The 18,564-nt window shown below is 71.4% G+C and carries 12 protein-coding genes, 1 pseudogene and 1 CRISPR repeat array; of the genes and pseudogenes, 3 read left to right on the plus strand and 10 right to left on the minus strand.

Features of this window, described 5'->3' with window-relative positions; translation table 11 throughout:
* Positions 1–256: WD40 repeat domain-containing protein (locus ACIBAI_RS22645; RefSeq protein WP_399036836.1), on the plus strand; the 256-nt coding region annotated here is incomplete at its 5' end.
* Between the two features lie 370 nt (positions 257–626).
* Here the strand turns inward: ACIBAI_RS22645 and ACIBAI_RS22650 are convergent.
* Genes ACIBAI_RS22650 through ACIBAI_RS22660 form a run of 3 tightly spaced genes read right to left on the minus strand, consistent with a single transcriptional unit; the run spans position 627 to position 3,977 of the window.
* The gene (locus tag ACIBAI_RS22650) at positions 627–1,775 is read right to left on the minus strand and encodes a hypothetical protein (RefSeq protein WP_399036838.1); all 1,149 of its coding nucleotides are present in this window, start codon (positions 1,773–1,775) and stop codon (positions 627–629) included.
* A 17-nt stretch (positions 1,776–1,792) separates the two neighbouring features.
* On the minus strand, positions 1,793–3,556 hold the full coding sequence (locus ACIBAI_RS22655; protein ID WP_399036840.1) for a relaxase/mobilization nuclease domain-containing protein: 1,764 nt from the start codon (positions 3,554–3,556) through the stop codon (positions 1,793–1,795).
* Positions 3,557–3,566: 10 nt separating this feature from the next.
* Positions 3,567–3,977, minus strand: coding sequence for a MobC family plasmid mobilization relaxosome protein (locus tag ACIBAI_RS22660; protein ID WP_399036842.1), 411 nt, complete (start codon positions 3,975–3,977; stop codon positions 3,567–3,569).
* A 275-nt stretch (positions 3,978–4,252) separates the two neighbouring features.
* Here ACIBAI_RS22660 and ACIBAI_RS22665 point away from each other — a divergent pair, with 275 nt between their 5' ends.
* Positions 4,253–4,603 (plus strand): hypothetical protein, encoded by a 351-nt coding sequence (locus ACIBAI_RS22665; protein WP_399036844.1) that lies wholly within the window; start codon positions 4,253–4,255, stop codon positions 4,601–4,603.
* Between the two features lie 626 nt (positions 4,604–5,229).
* Here the strand turns inward: ACIBAI_RS22665 and ACIBAI_RS22670 are convergent.
* The 7 genes and pseudogenes from ACIBAI_RS22670 to ACIBAI_RS22700 all read right to left on the minus strand — a co-directional run.
* Positions 5,230–6,138 carry an S-4TM family putative pore-forming effector gene (locus ACIBAI_RS22670; RefSeq protein WP_399036846.1) on the minus strand — a complete coding sequence of 303 codons (909 nt, stop codon included), beginning with the start codon at positions 6,136–6,138 and terminating at the stop codon, positions 5,230–5,232.
* Complete coding sequence (locus ACIBAI_RS22675; RefSeq protein ID WP_399036848.1) at positions 6,135–8,549, minus strand: TIGR03986 family CRISPR-associated RAMP protein; 2,415 nt, start codon at positions 8,547–8,549, stop codon at positions 6,135–6,137. The genes ACIBAI_RS22670 and ACIBAI_RS22675 overlap by 4 nt, the downstream gene beginning before the upstream one ends.
* Positions 8,550–8,551: 2 nt before the next feature.
* On the minus strand, positions 8,552–9,199 hold the full coding sequence (gene csx19, locus ACIBAI_RS22680) for a CRISPR-associated protein Csx19 (RefSeq protein ID WP_399036928.1): 648 nt from the start codon (positions 9,197–9,199) through the stop codon (positions 8,552–8,554).
* Entirely contained in the window at positions 9,163–10,818 is a 1,656-nt protein-coding gene (locus tag ACIBAI_RS22685) for an RAMP superfamily CRISPR-associated protein (RefSeq protein ID WP_399036850.1), read from the minus strand. Before ACIBAI_RS22685 ends, csx19 begins: the two co-directional genes overlap by 37 nt.
* Positions 10,815–13,187, minus strand: a complete 2,373-nt coding sequence (locus ACIBAI_RS22690) for an RAMP superfamily CRISPR-associated protein (protein WP_399036852.1) — start codon at positions 13,185–13,187, stop codon at positions 10,815–10,817. The genes ACIBAI_RS22685 and ACIBAI_RS22690 overlap by 4 nt, the downstream gene beginning before the upstream one ends.
* A complete protein-coding gene (locus ACIBAI_RS22695) occupies positions 13,184–14,869 on the minus strand; it encodes a Cas10/Cmr2 second palm domain-containing protein (RefSeq protein WP_399036854.1) in 1,686 nt (561 codons plus the stop codon). Before ACIBAI_RS22695 ends, ACIBAI_RS22690 begins: the two co-directional genes overlap by 4 nt.
* 330 nt (positions 14,870–15,199) lie before the next feature.
* A CRISPR array of direct repeats spans positions 15,200–16,996; the repeat unit is 29 nt; unit sequence GGGACCATCCCCGCGGGTGCGGGGAGCAG.
* 482 nt (positions 16,997–17,478) lie between these two features.
* Positions 17,479–17,805 (minus strand): annotated as a pseudogene (locus ACIBAI_RS22700) (VOC family protein); the annotation flags it as partial.
* A 118-nt stretch (positions 17,806–17,923) separates the two neighbouring features.
* Between ACIBAI_RS22700 and ACIBAI_RS22705 the strand changes: the two are divergent.
* Positions 17,924–18,544 (plus strand): histidine phosphatase family protein, encoded by a 621-nt coding sequence (locus tag ACIBAI_RS22705; protein ID WP_399036856.1) that lies wholly within the window; start codon positions 17,924–17,926, stop codon positions 18,542–18,544.
* Positions 18,545–18,564: the final 20 nt, after the last annotated feature.

The following is an 18,564-nucleotide window of genomic DNA, read 5'->3' on the forward strand; positions in this document are numbered from 1 at the left end:
CCGGGCCACCGGAACCTGCACCGCCACCCTCACCGGCCACACCGACGCGGTGGACTCGGTGGCGATCGCCCCGGACGGCACCTGGCTCGCCACCGCCAGCTACGACAAGACCGTGCGGATCTGGGCCGTGCTGGAGCAACGCACTGTGGCCATAGCACGAGCCGAGGCAACGCTGACCTCGTGTTCCTGGGGGCCTGCTGGCGAACTCGCGGTGGGGAGCGACAGGGGCCTCTTCCTCTTCGTCCTCCTCACCTGAAGCGCGGCCCCGGCGCAAGTCCACTCCGGCCGCAGCCTCGTTCACCGGTCGGGGCGGCACTTGTACCCGACTGCGCAGGTCAAAATTGTGGGGCTGCGAGCGGTCTTGGCGCTTCTCCGAGCCGCCCTCATGCATCCGTCTCACCGGAGAACCGGACACGCTGATGAGAAAAACGCGCAGACAGATCGACGAGAAACCGCGACGAACGCCCACCTCACGAGCGTTCGGCCGGACAAGAGGGTTGAGAACCTACACGGCTTGCAGGTCCCTGGCTGTCCACCCGGCTTGGCCGGGACGAAGGGCCCACGGCTTCCGAAACGACATGTGCCGCCGCCCCGGTCCGGGTCGGCGGCACACTGCATCAGCTCTGCTACCGAGTCCTGCCACGGCTCGGCACGGGCCCGCTCTGCTGCCGGTGCGCAGCGGTCCCGGGCTCCGCAGGCGTCGCGCTCTTGCCCGCCGCCTGCCGCTTAGTAGGGTCCAGCGTCGCCGACTGCGCGCGGGCCGCCGTCGTGCTCACCTTCACCCGCGATGCGGCCGCCTCGCCCAGCGGCCGGCGCAGCGCATCGGTGGCGGCCTCCATCAGCCGCGCCCCCGTCTTGGACGCGGACCCCTGCTCCCATGAGGTGTCGGCCATGAGGCGGGTCAGGTGCTCGCGCACCGGTTTGCTCTCGGTTTCCATCTGCGCCATCCGCGCGGCCACCAGCGGCCACTGGCGGTGCGACAGCAGCAGGCCCGCTTCCCGCTCGCGGCCCGGCATCGCCTCCAGCACCCACCGGCTGTAGCGCTCGTTCTCCGCCGGAGAGATGGCCAGCTGCCGCAGCGCCCGCGCCCGGTCGGACAGGTCCAGGTCCTTCGGCAGGTCCAGGCCGATCGTCAGCGGCCCGTACGACGCCTTCGCGTCCCGGCTCGCGGCCGGCGCGGGGTCCGCTGCGAGCGCCCGCGCCACCGCTTGGTCGACGCCGACGCCCTCGTTGTGCGCGGCCGCGAGGGCCTGCCGGACGTCGGCCCCGCGCTCGTCCAGCCGCGCCATCGTCGCCGCGATGTCCGGCCACGTGGGAGAGGCCAGGATCGCCTCGCGCACCGGTCCCGCCGGCAGTGTCTCGCGCAGCATCCGCTCCCACTCTCCCGTGCGCTCGCGGACCGTCCGGGCGGTGTTCGCGGCGACCGCGTCCCGCACCATCATCGCGATGTCGCCGACCCGGGGCAGTAATTCGCCCAGGTCCACACCCGCGCGGCGCAGCGCGACCAGCTGCTGCGCCGTCTGCGGCCAGTCGGCCCCGCCCATCAGCGTCGTGGCGAGGTCGGCGGGGACCAGCCTGGTCACCTCCGTGGCGGCCTCGCTCACCGCCTGCTCGGCAGGCGGCAGCTCCTCCTCCCTGCCCTTCTGCCGCCGCTGCTGCTGCCGGCGCACGGCGTCCGCCACGGCCATGACCAGACGCCGCGCCATGATCGCCATCTGCACCGCCTCGCCCATCGCCGCGGCGAACGGATCCCCCTCCGGCACGGGTGCCGCCATGCTGTGCTCCCCTCGTTTCAGCGGGTCCGTCCCGGACCCTTGTGCTGCTGGTCTGCGGGCGGCCGCCGCGTCGGTGCGGGTGCCTCCGCCGCACGGGCCGGGCCGGTTCCTCCGGCGCCGTCGGCGGATGCGGCCGACGGGTTCTTGCCGGTGGCGGCCGCGGCCACACCACGCTGCTTCCGCCATCCGTCCAGACGCCATACAAGCACCTCGGCCACCGAATCCGCCGTGTGCAATTCCCGGCGGGCGGCGACCGCGGCCAGCACGTCCGCCGGGTCCTCGCCGTCCCGCTCGATCTGCGTCAGGCGGGCCCGCAGAGCGGGCCAGGCAGGATCCGCCAGAACGGCCCGCGCATGAGCGGGCACGGCCTGCTGCACGATGCCCGCCATCGGCCGCTCGCCCGCGGCCGCCAGCCGCTGCCCAGCCCTTGCCCGGGCCACGGCCGGCTTCCTCCGGCGGGGCCGGTACTCACGGGCCGCGGCCGCACCCGCCGTCACCTCCACGGCCTCACGCAGCAGCCTCCCGGCCCGCCCGGCGGCGTGCGCCTGAGCCCGGTGCTCCTGCGCCTCATGCCACCTACGGGAGGCCTCCACCGCCATCACCAAGGCCAACAGGAACCCGAGCGCGGCCACCGTGTCGCTGCGGCCCGCGGCCGCCACCGACGTCGACAACACCCGCGCCGACTCTCGGTACAGCTCGCGCGCCGCCCCTTCCAGACTGCGCGCCACCGGAGCCCGGGAGGCCCGCTCGTACTCGCGCGCCGCATCCCGGATCTGATCACGCACCGCACGGGGCGCGACGACTGCGGCGACCACGACCAGGTCGCCGAGCGCAGCGACGTCCCCCGCGCCCTGGTGCAGCCCTCCTGCGCCCAGCTGCGCGGCCGCCTGCCGCACCTTCACCTCCGCCACCTTCCAGGCCTCCGCCGACGCCACCCGCCCGATGGCCGGAACCTTCTGCCACCGCTCGCGCACCCGCGGCAGCGACAGATCCGCAGCCAGCCGCGAGCCGGAGAACCACACCGGTCGCTGGCCTCCGTCCCGGTCGCCCGGCAGCGCCACCGAGTAGCCGGTGACATTGCCGTCCGGGGCGATCCGCTGCTGCACCCGCAGCCCGGCCGCGCCGAGCCGGGCGAAGAAGTCGCTGTCGCTCGTGGCGGTCGCGGCCGCCTCGCGCACGGCGCGCTGCAGCGTCTCGCGGGCGGTCTCCTGCAGGCCGCGCCGGGCTGCCTTCTCCGCCTCCCCGGTGCGCGGCCACTTCCGCGCGGTCTTGTCGCCGTGAGTGAGGCGACGCAGCCCGAACTCGACCTCGAAGCGGCGCGCGACCTCGTGCATCTTCACGATGTCCCAGCTGATGTCCGGCTGCCGTCCGTCTTGCCGGGCCCGGGTCGCCACGATGTGGATGTGGTCGTCGGCGTGCCGGACGGCCACCCACCGACAGCCCTGGTCGTCACCGTGCGGGGCGATGCCGGCGGCGTGCATCAGCTCGCGCGCCACCCGTGCCCACTCCGTATCCGTCAGCGTCCGGTCCTCCGGCGGATTGCGCACCGCCACGTGGTAGACGTGCTTGCTCGGTTTCCTGCCGGGCAGGGCGTGCACGGGGGCGTCCAGGATCAGCGCGAGGTCGGTGAGCGTCATGTCCGGTGAGCGCGCCGGGTCCTCGATGTCGGGGTCCCATGCGGCCACCAGGTGCGGGTCGACATGCTCGTCCCGCTTGCCCGGCCCGTACAGGTAGTGCAGCAGCCCCGAGGTGTCGTTGCCGTCCCTCGCTTTCTTCGGCATCACAGGGGCATCACAGCCTCGGCCGCCGCTCACGCATCAGCTGCAGCGTGGCCTCGTCCACCCGGCGCACCGCCGCCTGGACGTACTCCAGCACCGCCTTCACCTGCGCGTCGGTCACCTCACCGCCACTGTTCAGCACGTGCGCGATCTGGTTGAGGTTGTTGCCGATGCGCCGCAGCTGCCCGCGCGACTGGATCAGCTCCTGCAGCACGTCCTTGGCGTCGGCCGACACCGGAACGACCTTCTCCGCAGCCACAGCCAGCGCGGCACGTGCTGCCCACGCGGCCGGCGCCATGTTCTCGCGCCTCGCGGCCTCGTGCAGAATCGCCAGCTCCGCCTCGTTGAAGGCAAGGTTCACGCGCCGCTTGCGCGGTGCTTCTTCTTGCCGTTCGCGACGTCGTGCGCGCTGCCTGGCAGCCACCGGACTCCCCGCGTCAGCTCGTCCCCGGTCCGTGCCCGGACCTCGTCATGCGGCGGATAGCGTAGCGTCAAGATCCGCACCATGACGACGCCTAATGTTCCATTAGGCAATAACTCGCTTCCGCCGGCTACTGCAGCAAGAAAGGAGGACCAGGACGCGTGGTGCGAAGTCAAAGAGCGTGCGGACTGCGCCGTTTCAGTGTGCGGATCACGAGTTGCCGACGGGGCGGACGCTACGATCACCACATGCCAAGCGCAGATGAGATCTTGCAAAGGATGAGGGCGCTTCAGGAGACCCGCGAGCAGGCCATCACACCGCTGGTGGAGATCCTGGCCAAGCGGAGTGCGCTGCTGGAGGAACTGGCCGCTCTGGATGCGTCGTACGGCAAGGCCTACGTGGAGGCGGAAGCCGCGGGCTGGACGGCGGGAGAACTCGCTCAGCTGGGCGCGGAGGAGCCGGTGAAGCGGCCGCGGGTGCGTTCGAAGCGATCACGGTCGGCGGCGAGGAAGCGCGACGGACGCGCCTCCGGGACAACCCCGGAAGGCGGCTCGCCCACGGGGGCGATCCCCTCGCAGGAAGGCCTCTCCACGACCGACGACGCGATGCTCGGCACCGCCTCCGGTTGAAGCGACCAGGCAGGGAAAGGGCCCCGTTGCGCGGGGCTCTTCGTCACGTTCGCTCCCTCCCCGGCCGATCCGGTGTCCGGCCGGATTCCTCCGCGTCGAGGATCGTTCATCCGTTCCTCGGCGTGTCCGCTCGTCCCTTTTGGACGCGCCTGTGGTGCGGGCGGCGTCCGGAGCCCGTCACGTCGTATCCCCATCGGTTCGCCGACTCGTCGACCAGGACCATGCCGCGGCCGCCGGCGTCATCCGGTCCTGCCCTACGCATCCGGGGCAATCAGGTGGGTGCGCCGCAGACGCTGACCACCGAGGGTTCTGTCCCTTGCGTCTGCCGGCGAGGGTGATCAGGTCGGGCTGGACTTGCTCGTTGGAGATCTTCTCTCTCGAGATGCCGTGCGCTGCGGGTGCGTCGAGCTGGAGTCGAGTTCCTGCCCGAGGGGCGAGCAGCAGGTGTAGCCGATACGGATGTTTGCGCTCGGTAGGTCCGGGTCCATCGGCGCCGGGGTGGGGTGCTCGGCCGTCACGGTGAGGGCCTGGTGTGACCGCATGGCGGCGGGTGTTGCGGGGGTGAGGTGGGAGCTGCGCGTGGGTGCGGTCGGGACGGGACCGGGGGTCACCGGGTCCGGCTGTCGTCAGGGGTTGCGGGCGAACTTTTCCTGGATGGTCTGCATGCGTGCTGCGTTCGCGGCGCTGTTGATGTTGTACCCGTGACGGTGCAGCAGGCTGGGGACGCGTGGCGCGGTGATTCGGCTGTTCCAGATGGAGTTCTGGACGCTCCGGCAGTCGGCGGCGGTGAGTGCCTCGCCCTCGGTGTGGCGGCTCCACAGTTCATCGATGTCCGCCTCGGTGTCTTCCAGGAAGCGTGCGGCTGTTTCGTGTTGGCGGGGTAGTTCGACGAGGTCGAGGAGTGCAGGGGCGAGCGGGACGAACAGTTGGACCAGGAATGCGTTGACCGACAGGTCCTTGGCCAGGGCGAGGCCCACCGCGCCCGTGATCACGACGGCGACGGCGACGCGAAGGGCTTTCCCGTAGGCGCGGTGGTTGCGGCGTGCGAAGATCAGGTTCTGTTCCTGGCAGGCGAGGACGTCGAGGGGCCATGGCACGGTGGGGACGTGCTCGTACCAGTCTTTGTTGCGGTCGTCGGTGGCGTCGCCTCTGAGGGTGGCCACGTCCTCGACGGCCGCTTTGCGGGAGCCGGTGAGGCCGGTGTTCCAGGGCAGGCGGAACAAGCTGGTGTCGTAGAGTTCCTGGGCTCGAGCGGCTCGTAGGCTCTGCTTCTGGTACCAGGTGTCGAGCACGGTGCGGCCGATTACGATCCACAGGGCCGCCATCACGGCCAGTGCGGTGGATGCATCCGGCCATACGATCACCAGGAGCGGTGCCGTGACGGCGAGGCCGATGGTGCCGGTGGCGCGGATCGCGCGGATACGGCCGGCGCGGTCGTTCGCCCGGCGTGCGGCACTGCGCATGGCGAGGAACTCGGGTTCGTTCTGCCGTGTCTTTATGGGCGTGTCGCCGCCCTCGGGAGGGGATGTGGTCACCGTCGGCTCCAGGTCCTGCGTTGCTGACCGGACTGCTCCTTGTGCTTCTTCGGGTGGTACGGCAGAACGGGATCCTTGTCCCAGACAGGGGGCAGGCTGCGGCCGGCTTCTTTGTGCAGTTTCCCGCTCTCGATCTGCTCGTTGGCCGTGAACCATCGGAAGTTTTCTCCGTCCGGGTCAGGGGCCACCGGTTCGTTGTCACCGGCGTCGTCGGGCCTGATCCTGGGGTAGTGGACGGCGACGTCCTCGATGCCGTGGGCGACTTTGAGGAAGGCCGAGAGAGGTGACCGGTCTTCCTTTCCGAGTATTTTGGCCTCCTTGATGAACGCCTTGCGGACCAGTTCCAGGCGGTCGGCCGTGTTCTGCGGTGCGCTGTCGTCGTCCGGCGAGAGGGAGCGGTAGGAATCGGCCCATTCCTCGCCGGTGCGGATGTCGCCCGGGTCGTCGGGATCGAGTTCGAGCCGGACGCTGCCGAAGCCTAGGGGCTTGCCGAGGCCGAGGCGGAGGTAGTGCGCGTCGGGGAGGTGCAGGAGCCAGACGAGTGCGCCGAGTTCGACGTCGGTGAGGTTGGTGACGTCGATGGTGAAGGTGAAGGTGGAACCGGGGCGGACCCAGCCGCGGACGGACCGGTTCTGCTTGTCGAGGTGCTTGCCGTCCTCCCGGTCCGGGCGCCGGTATTCCTGGAAGCGGCCGGTGTCGTCCGCGGTCTGCGTCCGGTCCTGGGCGGGGTCTTTCCAATGGTGCTCGGACAGCCCGCGGTGGTGCCAGTAGGCCTTGCGGCCGCGGAGGGTTTGGTTGCCGGTGTACCACTGTTTTTTGCTGGTGCGTTGGGGCAGCGGGCTGCCGTCGCCCGCGCCGCCGGCGACGTAGAAGCGGGCCTGCTGGGGCTTGGGCTGCCCGAGGACGGCCAGGGGGAAGCCGTCTTCGCCGAAGTCTTCGAATGCCGCGTCGTCGCCGGGCTGTACGGGGCCGATCCGCAGCTGCCCCCGGTGCGCCCCCTGCCCGGAGGGGGCGACCCAGCCGAAGACCCGGTCGGCCAGTGACAGCTCGGCGAGGGTGGCTGCCGGGTGCAGGTTCCGGGGGAGCAGCTCGGCGGGCGCCTTGTCGAAGAGGGAACGGCCGATCATGACGGGCTGGAGGGAGACGATGCGGTCGCCGGCCATCTGTGCGTAGCACAGGGAGCCGGGGGCCAGGTCGAGGAATTTCCTGTCGAGGTGCCGGCTCCAGTCAGGGGTGTTCGGGTCGTGCGGGCGCCGGGTGAGGTCGTCCGTCCGGTGCGTCGCCAGATAGTTGTTGATCGTGGTGCGCCATTGAGCGCGAAGGGCGGCATCGAGTTCCCGCTCCTGGGCTGCGATGTCGCCCTCGAAGAAGACACGTTCGTCGTGCTTTTTGTTGATGTTCTCGTTGTTGACGCAGACCCAGCCGTGGATGACCTTGGTGTCCGGGTCGGCGGTGGGGGGCAGGGGCGTGGCGGGGTGGCCCTGCTCGTCCTGTTTGACGATGTGCTCGACCCGCCAGTAGGAGAAACGGCCGCTGCGGTGGGTGCGGCGGCGGACTCGGGCGACGACCGGGTCGCCGTGCTCCGGAAGCTTTCCGCCGGGGTAGGTGACGGGCGTGGCCTTGGGTCTGTAGCGGGGCAGCCAGGCCGCGTGCAGGAGCGGGTTGCGCTCCGCCTGGCCGCCGGGCGGGGTGTCGCCGGGCAGGAGGACGATGCGTCGGCCGTCCTCGCTGACGCGGGCCGGGACCATGTACTGGCTCTCGGTGGACGCCATGCGGTGGGCGAGCTGGTCCTCGTGTCCGTTGAAGACGCCGAAGCGGGAGTTGGTGATGGTCTCGTAGGCGGAGCGGAGCATGCCTTTGAGGCTGGTGGCGGGGAGGTGGGGCCGGCCTTCGCGGGAGAGGACGGGGTGGACGGGGTGGTCCTGGTGGTGCCGTGAGGGGACGGCGCGTGAGGGGTCGAGGAGCAGCAGGGGTGTGGCGACGGTGAGGCGGACCCGGAGGGTTCCGGTCCACAGCCCTTCGCGCAGGCGGTCGTGTCCGGTCGGTGGGGCGTCCGCGAAGGGCCCCGTGCTCGGGCGCCGGCCGGCTGGGATGAAGGTGTACGGGTTGAGGAACGCGTCGGTCCTGGCCCGGGGGCCCTTTTGCTGCTCCGGGAGGGTTGTGCGGGTGGCGGCGGTGCCGCGGGGGCGGACGTCCGTGGGTGTTCCCTTGCGGGGGGTGTAGTCGACCTCGAGGCCGTCCAGTTCTGCGGGGTCGCGGTCCTTGAGGTCGGGTCCGAGGTCGTACTGCGGCTTGATCTTCCTCAGGCGTGTGCGGCCCGGTCGCTGCGGGTCGGGGACGAGTACGCTCAACGTCTTCTTCTCGGCGTTCCAGGAGAGCGTGCCCTGGTGGGCCTGTTCGGCGTCGGCCATGGTCACTTCCTCCCGGCGGCCGGTTCGGTGGGGGCGGGTTCGATGCGGAGCAGGCGTTCCTCGCTCACGTACGCGTTGCCGTGGACGGGTTCCACGCAGACGTACTCGCGGGCTGCGAGCCGCAGCCGCTGGTGCTCCGTCGTCTTCGTGCCGGGGCGTTCTGCGGTGGCGGCGGTGTAGGGGAAGGGGACGTCGAGGGTGCCGATCTGCGGGGTGTGGAGTGTGGTCCAGGTGGCCGTTCCCCGCAGGGGGCGGCCCCACAGCAGGTAGTGGGCCGGCCAGGTGGTGGTCGCTTCCAGGTCGGCGACGGGTTCCGTGAAGATGTCGGCCGGTGGGAGCTTGCCGGGATCCTCGGTGAGCAGGACGGCCCGCCCTATGGGGCCCGCCTGGCAGAGCCAGCGCAGTTCCCTGTCCTGGTCGAAGGCCCGGGCTTCGAAGACCGCGTCGAGGGCGTAGTCGGCTCCGCGGGCCGTGCGGCAGCGGTCGGCGCGGACCTGGACGACCGCGTGCTCGTGGGGGGAGGAGAGCAGGGCGACGGCTTCGGTGAATCCGATGGCCGCGAGCGCGTCGTGCAGGGTGATGCCGTCCGCGGCGCGGCTGTGCAGGACGGTGGTTATGCCGGGCTCCCCTCTGCGGTGCAGGAACGCCAGGCGTCGGTGAGGGCGCGTGCCCGGTCACCGGCCAGGAAGTCGTCCAAAGTGGTCGTCCGGTCGTCCTCCGGATGGCTGAGGGTGATGGAGGTGACGTGGATGTCGCCCATGCCGCGGTTGACGGCGAAGCCGAGGCGGATCCGGCCGGCCTGCAGGTCCCGCAGGGTCAGCATCAGCAGGGCCTTGGCGGCGTCGCCGAGCGGGCGGCCGTCGTAGTCGCGTAATCCGAGGCGGGCGAGGTCCACGGTGAGGTTGATGGGCTCCCACTCCAGACCGTGGGGTTCGAGGGTGCTGTAGAGACGGCCGTCGGCGGCGCCTCCGGTCCAGCGGTCGATGGCGACGTGGTCGGCGCGTTCCATGCCGTGCTCGTCGCGCAGGGTCTGCCACGCGGTTCTTCCCGTGGAGTGCGGCGCGTCGTCCGGCTGGTGGAGGCCGGACCACAAGTCGGCGGGGATCTCGGCGTTCGCGTAGCAGTCGTCGACGATGACGGCTCCTGCTCCTTGTGACCGGTCGCCTTCGTCGCCGGCCGTCCTTCCTGCGTCGGGTGCCGTGCCGAACAGGGCGTTGGCCACGGGGAGCTGGGCGAGCTGCCGGCGGAACGCGGCGCTGCGATCGGGTGCCGGGGCGTTGGGATCGACGGTGGGGGCGTCGGTTCGGCGGACGGTTCGCTCGATGCGTTCGGCGTGGTTGCGGAGCACGCCTTTGAGCGCGGAACCGGGCAGGACCGGGGAGAGCCGGCCTGGGGAGACGGCGGAGGTGAGGGGGAGTGCGTCGATGGTGAATCCGTCGGTGGCCGAGCGGACCATGACGGGGGCCGTGGGCCGCCAGGAGATCGTGATGTCGAGGAGGCCCAAGGATGCATCGGCCCGGTGCTTTCGGCGTTCCGGGCCTTCCTCACCCTCCGCCTGGCGTGCTCGGCCCACCGTGAGCGGCTCGGTCCTCGTGCCGCCGCGCTCGAGAGCGGCGAACAGTCCGTCGGCGCTGGTGAGGTCCTGCTCGTACACCTCGGTGAGGTCTTGGAGCAGGACGAGACGGCCCAGGCCGCGGGTTTTCGCCGCGCCGAGGCGTAGCCGCCGGCCGGTCAGCAGGGCCAGGAGGTGCCCGATTTGGCGGCGGTCGTCGTCGAGGGTGTCGCCGGTGCCGCTGTTGAGGTCGAGTTCGAATCGGATGTGGGAGCCCTTGGGCACGACGCTGCGGGCGTGGAGGAAGCCGTGCGCGGCGGTGCCCCGGTGACGGTCGATGCCGACGGAGTAGCGGATCTCCAGGCGGGACGGGTCGAGCGGGGCCGCGGGTTCGCCGGCGTCGTCCAGGTCGGTTCCGGAGCAGATCAGCGCATCGTGGACGACGAACCTGCTGACGGCGGCGTTTCGGGTTCCGGGCTCGGAGAAACCCCACAGGGTGTCGGTTTCGGAGGTGGACCGGCCGGGGCGCGACAGGGCCCGCAGGGGGCCGGCCAGGCTGGTGCCCGGCACGTACAGGCGGCCTCGGCCGTCGGTGGCGACCGGCAGCGCGCCGTTCGGGTCGTGCCCGGCTCCCCCGACGTGCAGGGGGCTGAGGGTCTTCAGCCAGCCGCGGACGCGCAGGCGCCGGACCGTGGCGCGTGCGAGGGCTGTGGTCATCGGATACCTTCCTCGGTCTCGGCGGCCCTCCGGTGTGCGGTGAGGCAGTCGTCGACCAGGGTGCGGACGGCGTGCGCCCACAGGCGTTCCCGCAGCCGGGCGGCCCGGTCGGGGTGAGCGGAGAGGGCTTCCTGCTTTTCGGGGAGCGGCAGGCGGGTCCACACTTCGTTGCCGTCGGTGAACAGGCGGCGCAGGTTCGCGACGGTCTCCTGCGGCCACGGGCCGTGGCGTTCCGTGCTTGCTCCCCGGACCCTGTCCAGGCCGTCCAGCCAGTTGACGATCCGACGGTCGCAGGGGGCGCTCGCCTGGGCCGCAAGCATTTGCAAAGTTCCCAGTTGGGTGGGCGGCACCTTCTCGTGTCCGGGACCGATGCCCCGGGCGCGTCCCGGTGCCGTCGCCGCGAGGGTCTCGGCGGCCCGCTGGATGCCGGTGCGCCATGCGGCTTCCTCGAGAACGAGCAGGGTCTTGTCGAACTCGTCGAGGTCTCCGGCCTCTTCGGCCGTGTCCGGGCCGGCGGACGGGGCGAAGTTCCTGCTCGCTGCCCGGTCCTCGTCGGACGTGCTGCCGCTGCGTTTGTGGAGCGCGGCGTGCAGCAGCGGGTCGGCGATCCTCACCTGCCCGTACCCCTCGGCGCGGCGCAGACCGATGCCGGACTGCTCCACCCGGTGCACTGCCTCGGCGGTGACCACGCCGTCGACGACGTCGAAGGTCAGGCAGCTCCCGGCCCGCATGCCCAGCAGGCTGTTGCGGGGCAGGCCCCACTTGCTGTGCCAGGGGTCGGTGCGGTGCCGTTCGGAGAACCGGACCGGATGCCCGCCGCTGTGCTCGTCGGCGGGTCTCAGCACGACGCCGAGGGCCCGGCCCAGCTCGGCCGCCAGGTGCCGCGGCTGGGTGCTGGGCCGCAGCCGCTCGTCGTTGACCAGGACGTCCGACAGCAGGCGGACCCGAAGCGTCCGGCCTTCCCCGGGCAGCGGACGGGGGGCGGGCGCCTGCGGCACCGTGGCGGTGACGTCGGTGAGGCCGTAGCCGTCCTTGCGGGCCGTGCCGAGGCGCCATCTGCCGGTGAGCCGCTTCTGCCAGCCCGGCTCGAGCGTTCCGGCACGGACTCGCACCTGGGCGCGCAGCACCGTCCCGGCCGCGATGGCCTGGTAGGTGAACAGGCCGCCCACGGCCCGCACGGGACGCTGTTCCAGGTCCCCGATGGTGTTGTGGGTGTTCTCGACGATCCTGCAGGAGGCGACGGTGACCGGCTCTCCCGGCCGGTAGGGGCCCGTGTAGAGGCCGTCGAAGTCTTCGGTGTGCACGCCGTCGGCAGGTGACTCGGCCAGCAGGTTGAACTGCTCCTCCCCGGGTCCGCCCTTCTGCCGGACCAGGGCGAGCGGGGCCGGCTCCCCTTGCCGTCCGTCCACCTCGACCATGGCGTTGGTGATGACGAGGTCACCGGCCCGGGCCGCCACGGCGGCGTCCGGGGAGGACAGGGAGCGCAGCACGGCGGGCAGCATCACGAAGCCCGGCACGTACGTCCGGCTGCGCACCTCGTTGCCGATCTTCCGCTCCGGCGCGATGAGGGGGCGCCGCAGCACCAGCCGCAGCTCGGCGACCTCCCACGGGGCATCGCCTCGGCCGGAACGCGGAGCGGGCAGAGCGCCCGGGGCGGCAGCCGGGCCGGCTGCCGGCGGCACGGGCGGTGGCGTCCTGTGCTCCTCGAGCCACCGCCAGTCCGCCGGAAGGGCGCCGACGTCCAGCCGGCAGCGGCCCGCACCCCGTCTGCGCCGGCGCCCCACGCTCTCCACCAGCCGTGCCGCCGCGTCCAGGAGCGCACCGGCGCAGGCTTTCTGCTCCCCGTCGAGGAGGACCCGGTCGGACAGCTCCGCCTGGCCGGTGAGCACCGTCCCGCCCCGGGCCATCTCCTCGAAACGGAACGACCGGTCCTCGGCCCGTCCGCTGACCGCGTCGACCTTCACACCCGGCTTGAGGAACACCGCGGCCTCCACCAGCCGTGGCTTGTCCCGCAGCAGCCGCCGCAAGGGGGCGGGAAACCGGAGCGAGTCGACCACAAGAGCGGCCGGCCGGGGTGGGCCGGTGCGCTCCGTCGGGACGTCCCCCCGGCTCTCCTGGGTGGGCTGGCTGCCGAACAGGAACTCGAGCCACGCGTGCCAGGGGCCGCGGCGACCGCCGTCCAGGGCGAAGACGACGCTCTCGCACGCGTCGCGCCAGATTCCGGACAGCGTGGTCGCCGGCACGTAGGGAAGCTTGTCCTCGTCCCGCTGAACGCTCATGTCCACCAGACCGTGGCTGCCCGCCCCGGAACCGATGTGCCAGTCGCTGAGCAGGGTCAGGGTGAGGGGCAGTACGAGCCGTTCCGTCATCGCTCCTCCAGGAGAGCCTCGGCTCCCGGTGACCGCACGGGAAGAAAACCCTCGGCGTCCATCGCGTCCAGCAACCCCGTCAGCAACCGCCCGGGGCCGCCCCCGCCGGCCACGGGCTCCTGCCAGTAGAGACTTCCCCCCTCACCGGCCAGAGCGTCCAGGCCCCTCCCGCCGAAACGCCCCCGCAGGTTCGTGAAGCGGGCGTCCGCCGCCTGCCGGCCGGAGAACAGCGTGGACCGCAAGTCGTGCATGTGGGAGGTGGGAAGCAAACGCTCGCCGTCCTCGTCCCGTGCCGCGAGCGCGGCGACGCGGCGTTCCAGATCCTCCCAGTGCCGGCCCCGGACCCAGGCCGTACGCTCCTGCGGCACGTCGCTCACCACATAGGGCTGCGCCACCAGGGACACATTCCCCGAGGTCTGCTGCCCGCGGATCCGTGCCAGGTCCGCGCCGGTGCTGTCGTACAGCACGTGGAACGACAGCGAGGAACACGGGGCACCGGCCAGGGCCGACTTGGCCTTCTTCGCCTCGCGCAGCAACTGGTAGGCCAGCCGCTGAGCGGTGTCGAACGGGTAGTTCGCCTTGACGATCGCCACCCCCGCCGACATGGCCAGCCCCGGCCCCATGCCCCGTCGCCCCAGCGCGCGGACGATCTCGGGAGCTTCCGCGGTCAGCCGCTCGAACCGGCGCAGGTAGACCTGGGTGAAGGTCAGCGCCCACTCCCCCGCGCACAGGGCGACGAGGTCGTCCCCGCCCAGGATCAACGGCATCACCGGTGCCGGGCCGTGATCCGGCAGCCGGGCCCCCTGCTCCGCGAGCTGGACGACCGTCTCCCGGAAGGCCCGCGCGGCACACCGCTGCAGAGCGGACGAGAAACCGCGAAGCGTGTCGGCGTAAGCGCGGTTCGACCGGCCGTCCACACACTCCTCGAAACGGCCGAACACCGCGCCCAAGCCGTTGCCGTCCGCGTAGACGACGCCCATCCACTCCGGCCCCTCCGACAGGTACCGCACCACCCGCTTCAGGTCCCGGGGCGTCATGTTCGCCAGCTGGGCGAGCCGACCGAGCCCGGCTCCCTCGTCCTCCTTGCCGAAGGCACGCCACTTGGCCTGGCTCTCGGCCGACCGCGCCTCCCAGCGCCGAACGCTGTCGTCCTCGTCCAAGGGCTGCGGAACCAGCCCCTCCGCAGGCAGCCCGGTCGTGGCGCAGTCCTCCACCACGGGCAACCGCAGGAAGCGGGCATCCGGCCCGGGTAACGACGTGCGGACGGAGTCCAGCCGGACCTGCGCCTCCTGCAGCGCCGTGTGCAGCGCACCGGGCGCCGACCAGTCGAACGGCCCGGTGACGACGCCGCACACCTCGAGGCCGGGGGCCTCGCGCAACGCGGCGAGCGTCACCTCGGTCACCAGCCTGCGCGCCTCGGCCCGGCCCTGCACCAGCACCTTGGCCGACCCGGCACCGGTCTCCAGGAGCTCGACCGGCCGCTGTTCGATGCGCCAGGTGTCGTCGTGGTCCGGGTACAGGCGAGTCAGCGCCTCACCGACCCACCGGTGATCCACATAGGTGACCAGCTCAGAGGCCCCGGCGATCTCGCGCCGCTTGTTCGTGACAAACAGGAAACGGTTGATGTTCCACGCCTCGAACGTCACCAGGTGAACAGCTCGATTCCCTGCTCCCTGAGCCATCGCTCCCCTCCCCCGAAGACCCGGTCATGCCTCTCCCGGCAACACCAGAACGGGAGAGGAAACGATCACGACCGTGAAGGATCAGTCTTAGCAGAGCGAGAAGGTTCGCGAAGCCGATCGTGCAGATTTCGCCAAGCAAGGCGGCCAGGGAGCAGATGCGTCGGCCGGGTGCGGCCAAAGATCGCCAGCGCACGACGTCTGGAGGGAGCATTCCTACGGCGGCCAGCTCCCCCTGCCAACGCAAGGATGCTCCGGCGATGTGCAAGATCCGTCAGGCCATTGCCGATCCGGCGCTTACTTCTCGTTTCCGCCTCTGTCTGACCTCCTGTCCGTTGGCTCCCCGCGAGTGCGGGGAGCAGCTGACCGACGGCGGCTCCGGCAACGGCGGCAAGGGACCATCCCCGCGGGTGCGGGGAGCAGACCGCGCTCCATTACCGCGCGTCCAAGGTGTGGGGACCATCCCCGCGGGTGCGGGGAGCAGGTAACGGTCAGGGCCGCATGCGGGGTGTCGTCGGGACCATCCCCGCGGGTGCGGGGAGCAGCGGCCACGGCCACGGGATCTACGGCGTCGCGCGGGACCATCCCCGCGGGTGCGGGGAGCAGCCGTGTGGCGGGCCCCGAAAGCCTGCACCGTGGGGACCATCCCCGCGGGTGCGGGGAGCAGTCCCACGGCTACAACCTGGCCCGGGCCGATCAGGGACCATCCCCGCGGGTGCGGGGAGCAGTTCGGCAGCCCGGAGCCGTGGCAGCCCACCGGGGGACCATCCCCGCGGGTGCGGGGAGCAGCGGGAGCTCAAGGCGCAGCTGTGGCCCGACCAGGGACCATCCCCGCGGGTGCGGGGAGCAGGGAGACCCGCCCCAGGGCTCGACCTGTCCACGGGGACCATCCCCGCGGGGCGGGGAGCAGGATGTACCGAGCGGAGCCACCCAGCCGCCGCCGGGACCATCCCCGCGGGTGCGGGGAGCAGTGGCACAGGTCAAGGCATCCGCCGAAATCAGTGGGACCATCCCCGCGGGTGCGGGGAGCAGGTCGTCCTCGCCGTCCTCGTCCGGTTCGGGGAGGGACCATCCCCGCGGGTGCGGGGAGCAGAGTGAGATCAGCGTCGAACCTGGATCGATCAGGGGACCATCCCCGCGGGTGCGGGGAGCAGTCTCGTCGTGGCTGAGGGTCCGGCTCTCCCAGGGGACCATCCCCGCGGGTGCGGGGAGCAGCGGTCCGCCGGTTCCGCCAGGGCTCAGGGTTCGGGACCATCCCCGCGGGTGCGGGGAGCAGGGCCTCGGCGAGATCTCCGAGATTCACCTCGTGGGACCATCCCCGCGGGTGCGGGGAGCAGGTCATGAGCTGCTCCTTTGCAGTTCCTGATGGGGGACCATCCCCGCGGGTGCGGGGAGCAGCTTGTCGGTCTGATCATCGCCGCGCCGGTGCAGGGACCATCCCCGCGGGTGCGGGGAGCAGCTTGTCGGTCTGATCATCGCCGCGCCGGTGCAGGGACCATCCCCGCGGGTGCGGGGAGCAGCGGCGGTGGGGGCGTGCGGGGAGGAGTCCGTCGGGACCATCCCCGCGGGTGCGGGGAGCAGCGGGAGATGGCCGTGCGGGCGCGGTGCTCCCAGGGACCATCCCCGCGGGTGCGGGGAGCAGTTCACGAACGTGGCGAGGATCCGTCCGAACGCGGGACCATCCCCGCGGGTGCGGGGAGCAGTCCACGGCCGGGCAGGTCACGGTCAGGGCGGCGGGACCATCCCCGCGGGTGCGGGGAGCAGCCGAAAAAACAACGCTAAGCAACTGCGGCCCAGGGACCATCCCCGCGGGTGCGGGGAGCAGGCCGAGGCGTGCGCCGACGTCGTCGCCGACGGGGGACCATCCCCGCGGGTGCGGGGAGCAGCGGCTTGATCGCTGCTTCTGCGTCCGCCCTGAGGGACCATCCCCGCGGGTGCGGGGAGCAGCCTGACCGCGGCTCCACAACCCCATACCGGCCGGGACCATCCCCGCGGGTGCGGGGAGCAGGGCCCGGACCGTGTTCCGGGCGTAGCCGGTGAGGGACCATCCCCGCGGGTGCGGGGAGCAGCGCTGCCAGGCGGCGAACGCGTCGCGGTGGGCGGGACCATCCCCGCGGGTGCGGGGAGCAGACTCTCTGACCTGCGAGTTTATCCCAGGCCAAGCACGGTTTCGGCAACTTTTACCGATCCCGGCAAACTGCACATATGCCCCTCGTTTCGACTCTGGGACTCGATGAACCACGCTACAGCCATCAGTGAACCAGCAGAATTGCTGCGCGGCCGGGAAGCCAGAGTGTGGGACGCTGCGCGTTACCAGCAGTCATCGGTTTCTCGCTACCCGGCCTTGACTCCACAACGGCCCCGGCGGCGTGTACGCAACCGTCGACATCTCCGTCTTCTCTCCAGTCACTGAACGTAACAAGTTTCCTGTGTGCCGTAGTTGAGCGCGTCCCGCAGTGGGTTGTACCCGGCGAAGGTGGCCAGGGCCTCGGTCTAGCCTTCGACCAAGGACCGCAGCACCTTCCCGGTAGCCGAAGCGAACTTGTAGGCATTCTCGGCGGCCAACAGGGTCACCGCGCTGTCGTCGACCTCCAGCACTACGAGGACGGTGGTCAGCCGCCCCGCAGGTCGCTATCGGCGGGGACAGCGGTGACGTGGATCGGGTTCCGCGCTATGCGGCCGGAGCCTCGGCCGTTCAGGGTCCTGTAGGCCGCGTAGTGCTGGTCACCGCCGGCGTGCGGGTGGGGCTCGGGGAACATCAGGCTCCAGCCGTGCTGGGCCGACTCGATGACCAGCTTCTCGACTGTGGCGGCGTCCTCGACGTGGAAGGCCAGGTGGTTGAGTCCGGGTCGGCGGCGGTCGTGCGGGTCGGCGGTGAGGGCCGGGGACTGCTCGAGAACGACGTAGGTCGGCCCGAGCAGCCTGCTTCGGCCGGTGTCTCCGCTCTAGGTGTATTGGCCTGCAGCGTTGTTCACACGGCTGATCGGTGGCGGCCGACTCTGGGCTCCCTGGGCGGGGCGGGAGAACCAGCGGCCACCGGGGGGCGTCGACCCCGATATGCAAGATCGATACCTTTACCTGGCCCGCCATGGCGAGGCCACGCCCGACGAAGGCAGTCTCACTGCGGCAGGGCGCCGTCAGGCTGAGCTATTGGGCAAGCGTCTGCGCGGCGTGCCGCTGACGGCCGTTCACCACGGTCCGTTGCCTCGCGCGGTGCAGACGGCCCGGCTGGTCGGGGAGCGTCTGGGCGATGTGCCGCTGCGTGAGTGCGAGGCGGCCGGGGACTACGTCCCGTACGTGCCGGAGCGTGACGAGGTTCCCGCAGATGTTGCCGACGCCATGCTGCCTCGTCTTGCTTCGCTGTCTGCCGTGGACCGTGCGCGCGGAGCGGAGCTGGTCCGCCAGGCGGTCATGGAGTTCACCGGGCCGGCCGACGGCGGGAATGCCCCCCGCCACGACCTTGTCGTCACCCACGCGTTTCTCATCGCCTGGCTGGTGCGCGCTGCTTTCGAAGCGCCGACTTGGCGCTGGATGGGACTCAACCACGCAAACGCTGCGCTCACGGTGATCCGTTACGCGCCTGCCCGGCCCGCAACCGTCCTCGTCTACAACGACGTGAGTCACCTCCCGGACGACCTGCGCTGGACCGGTTTCCCGCCCCAGTTCCGCACGCCCTGACAGCTTCCTGCCCGGATGGC

It is taken from the genome of Streptomyces sp. NPDC051041, from assembly GCF_044456065.1.
Lineage (GTDB): Bacteria > Actinomycetota > Actinomycetes > Streptomycetales > Streptomycetaceae > Streptomyces > Streptomyces glaucus.

Bases quoted from the DNA above. Each gene is read 5' to 3' on its own strand.
- ACIBAI_RS22650 (WP_399036838.1), bottom strand. From the start codon at position 1,775: ATGGCGGCACCCGTGCCGGAGGGGGATCCGTTCGCCGCGGCGATGGGC.
- ACIBAI_RS22655 (WP_399036840.1), bottom strand. From the start codon at position 3,556: ATGCCGAAGAAAGCGAGGGACGGCAACGACACCTCGGGGCTGCTGCAC.
- ACIBAI_RS22665 (WP_399036844.1), top strand. From the start codon at position 4,253: ATGAGGGCGCTTCAGGAGACCCGCGAGCAGGCCATCACACCGCTGGTG.
- ACIBAI_RS22675 (WP_399036848.1), bottom strand. From the start codon at position 8,549: ATGGCCGACGCCGAACAGGCCCACCAGGGCACGCTCTCCTGGAACGCC.
- ACIBAI_RS22685 (WP_399036850.1), bottom strand. From the start codon at position 10,818: ATGACCACAGCCCTCGCACGCGCCACGGTCCGGCGCCTGCGCGTCCGC.
- ACIBAI_RS22690 (WP_399036852.1), bottom strand. From the start codon at position 13,187: ATGACGGAACGGCTCGTACTGCCCCTCACCCTGACCCTGCTCAGCGAC.
- ACIBAI_RS22695 (WP_399036854.1), bottom strand. From the start codon at position 14,869: ATGGCTCAGGGAGCAGGGAATCGAGCTGTTCACCTGGTGACGTTCGAG.
- ACIBAI_RS22705 (WP_399036856.1), top strand. From the start codon at position 17,924: ATGCAAGATCGATACCTTTACCTGGCCCGCCATGGCGAGGCCACGCCC.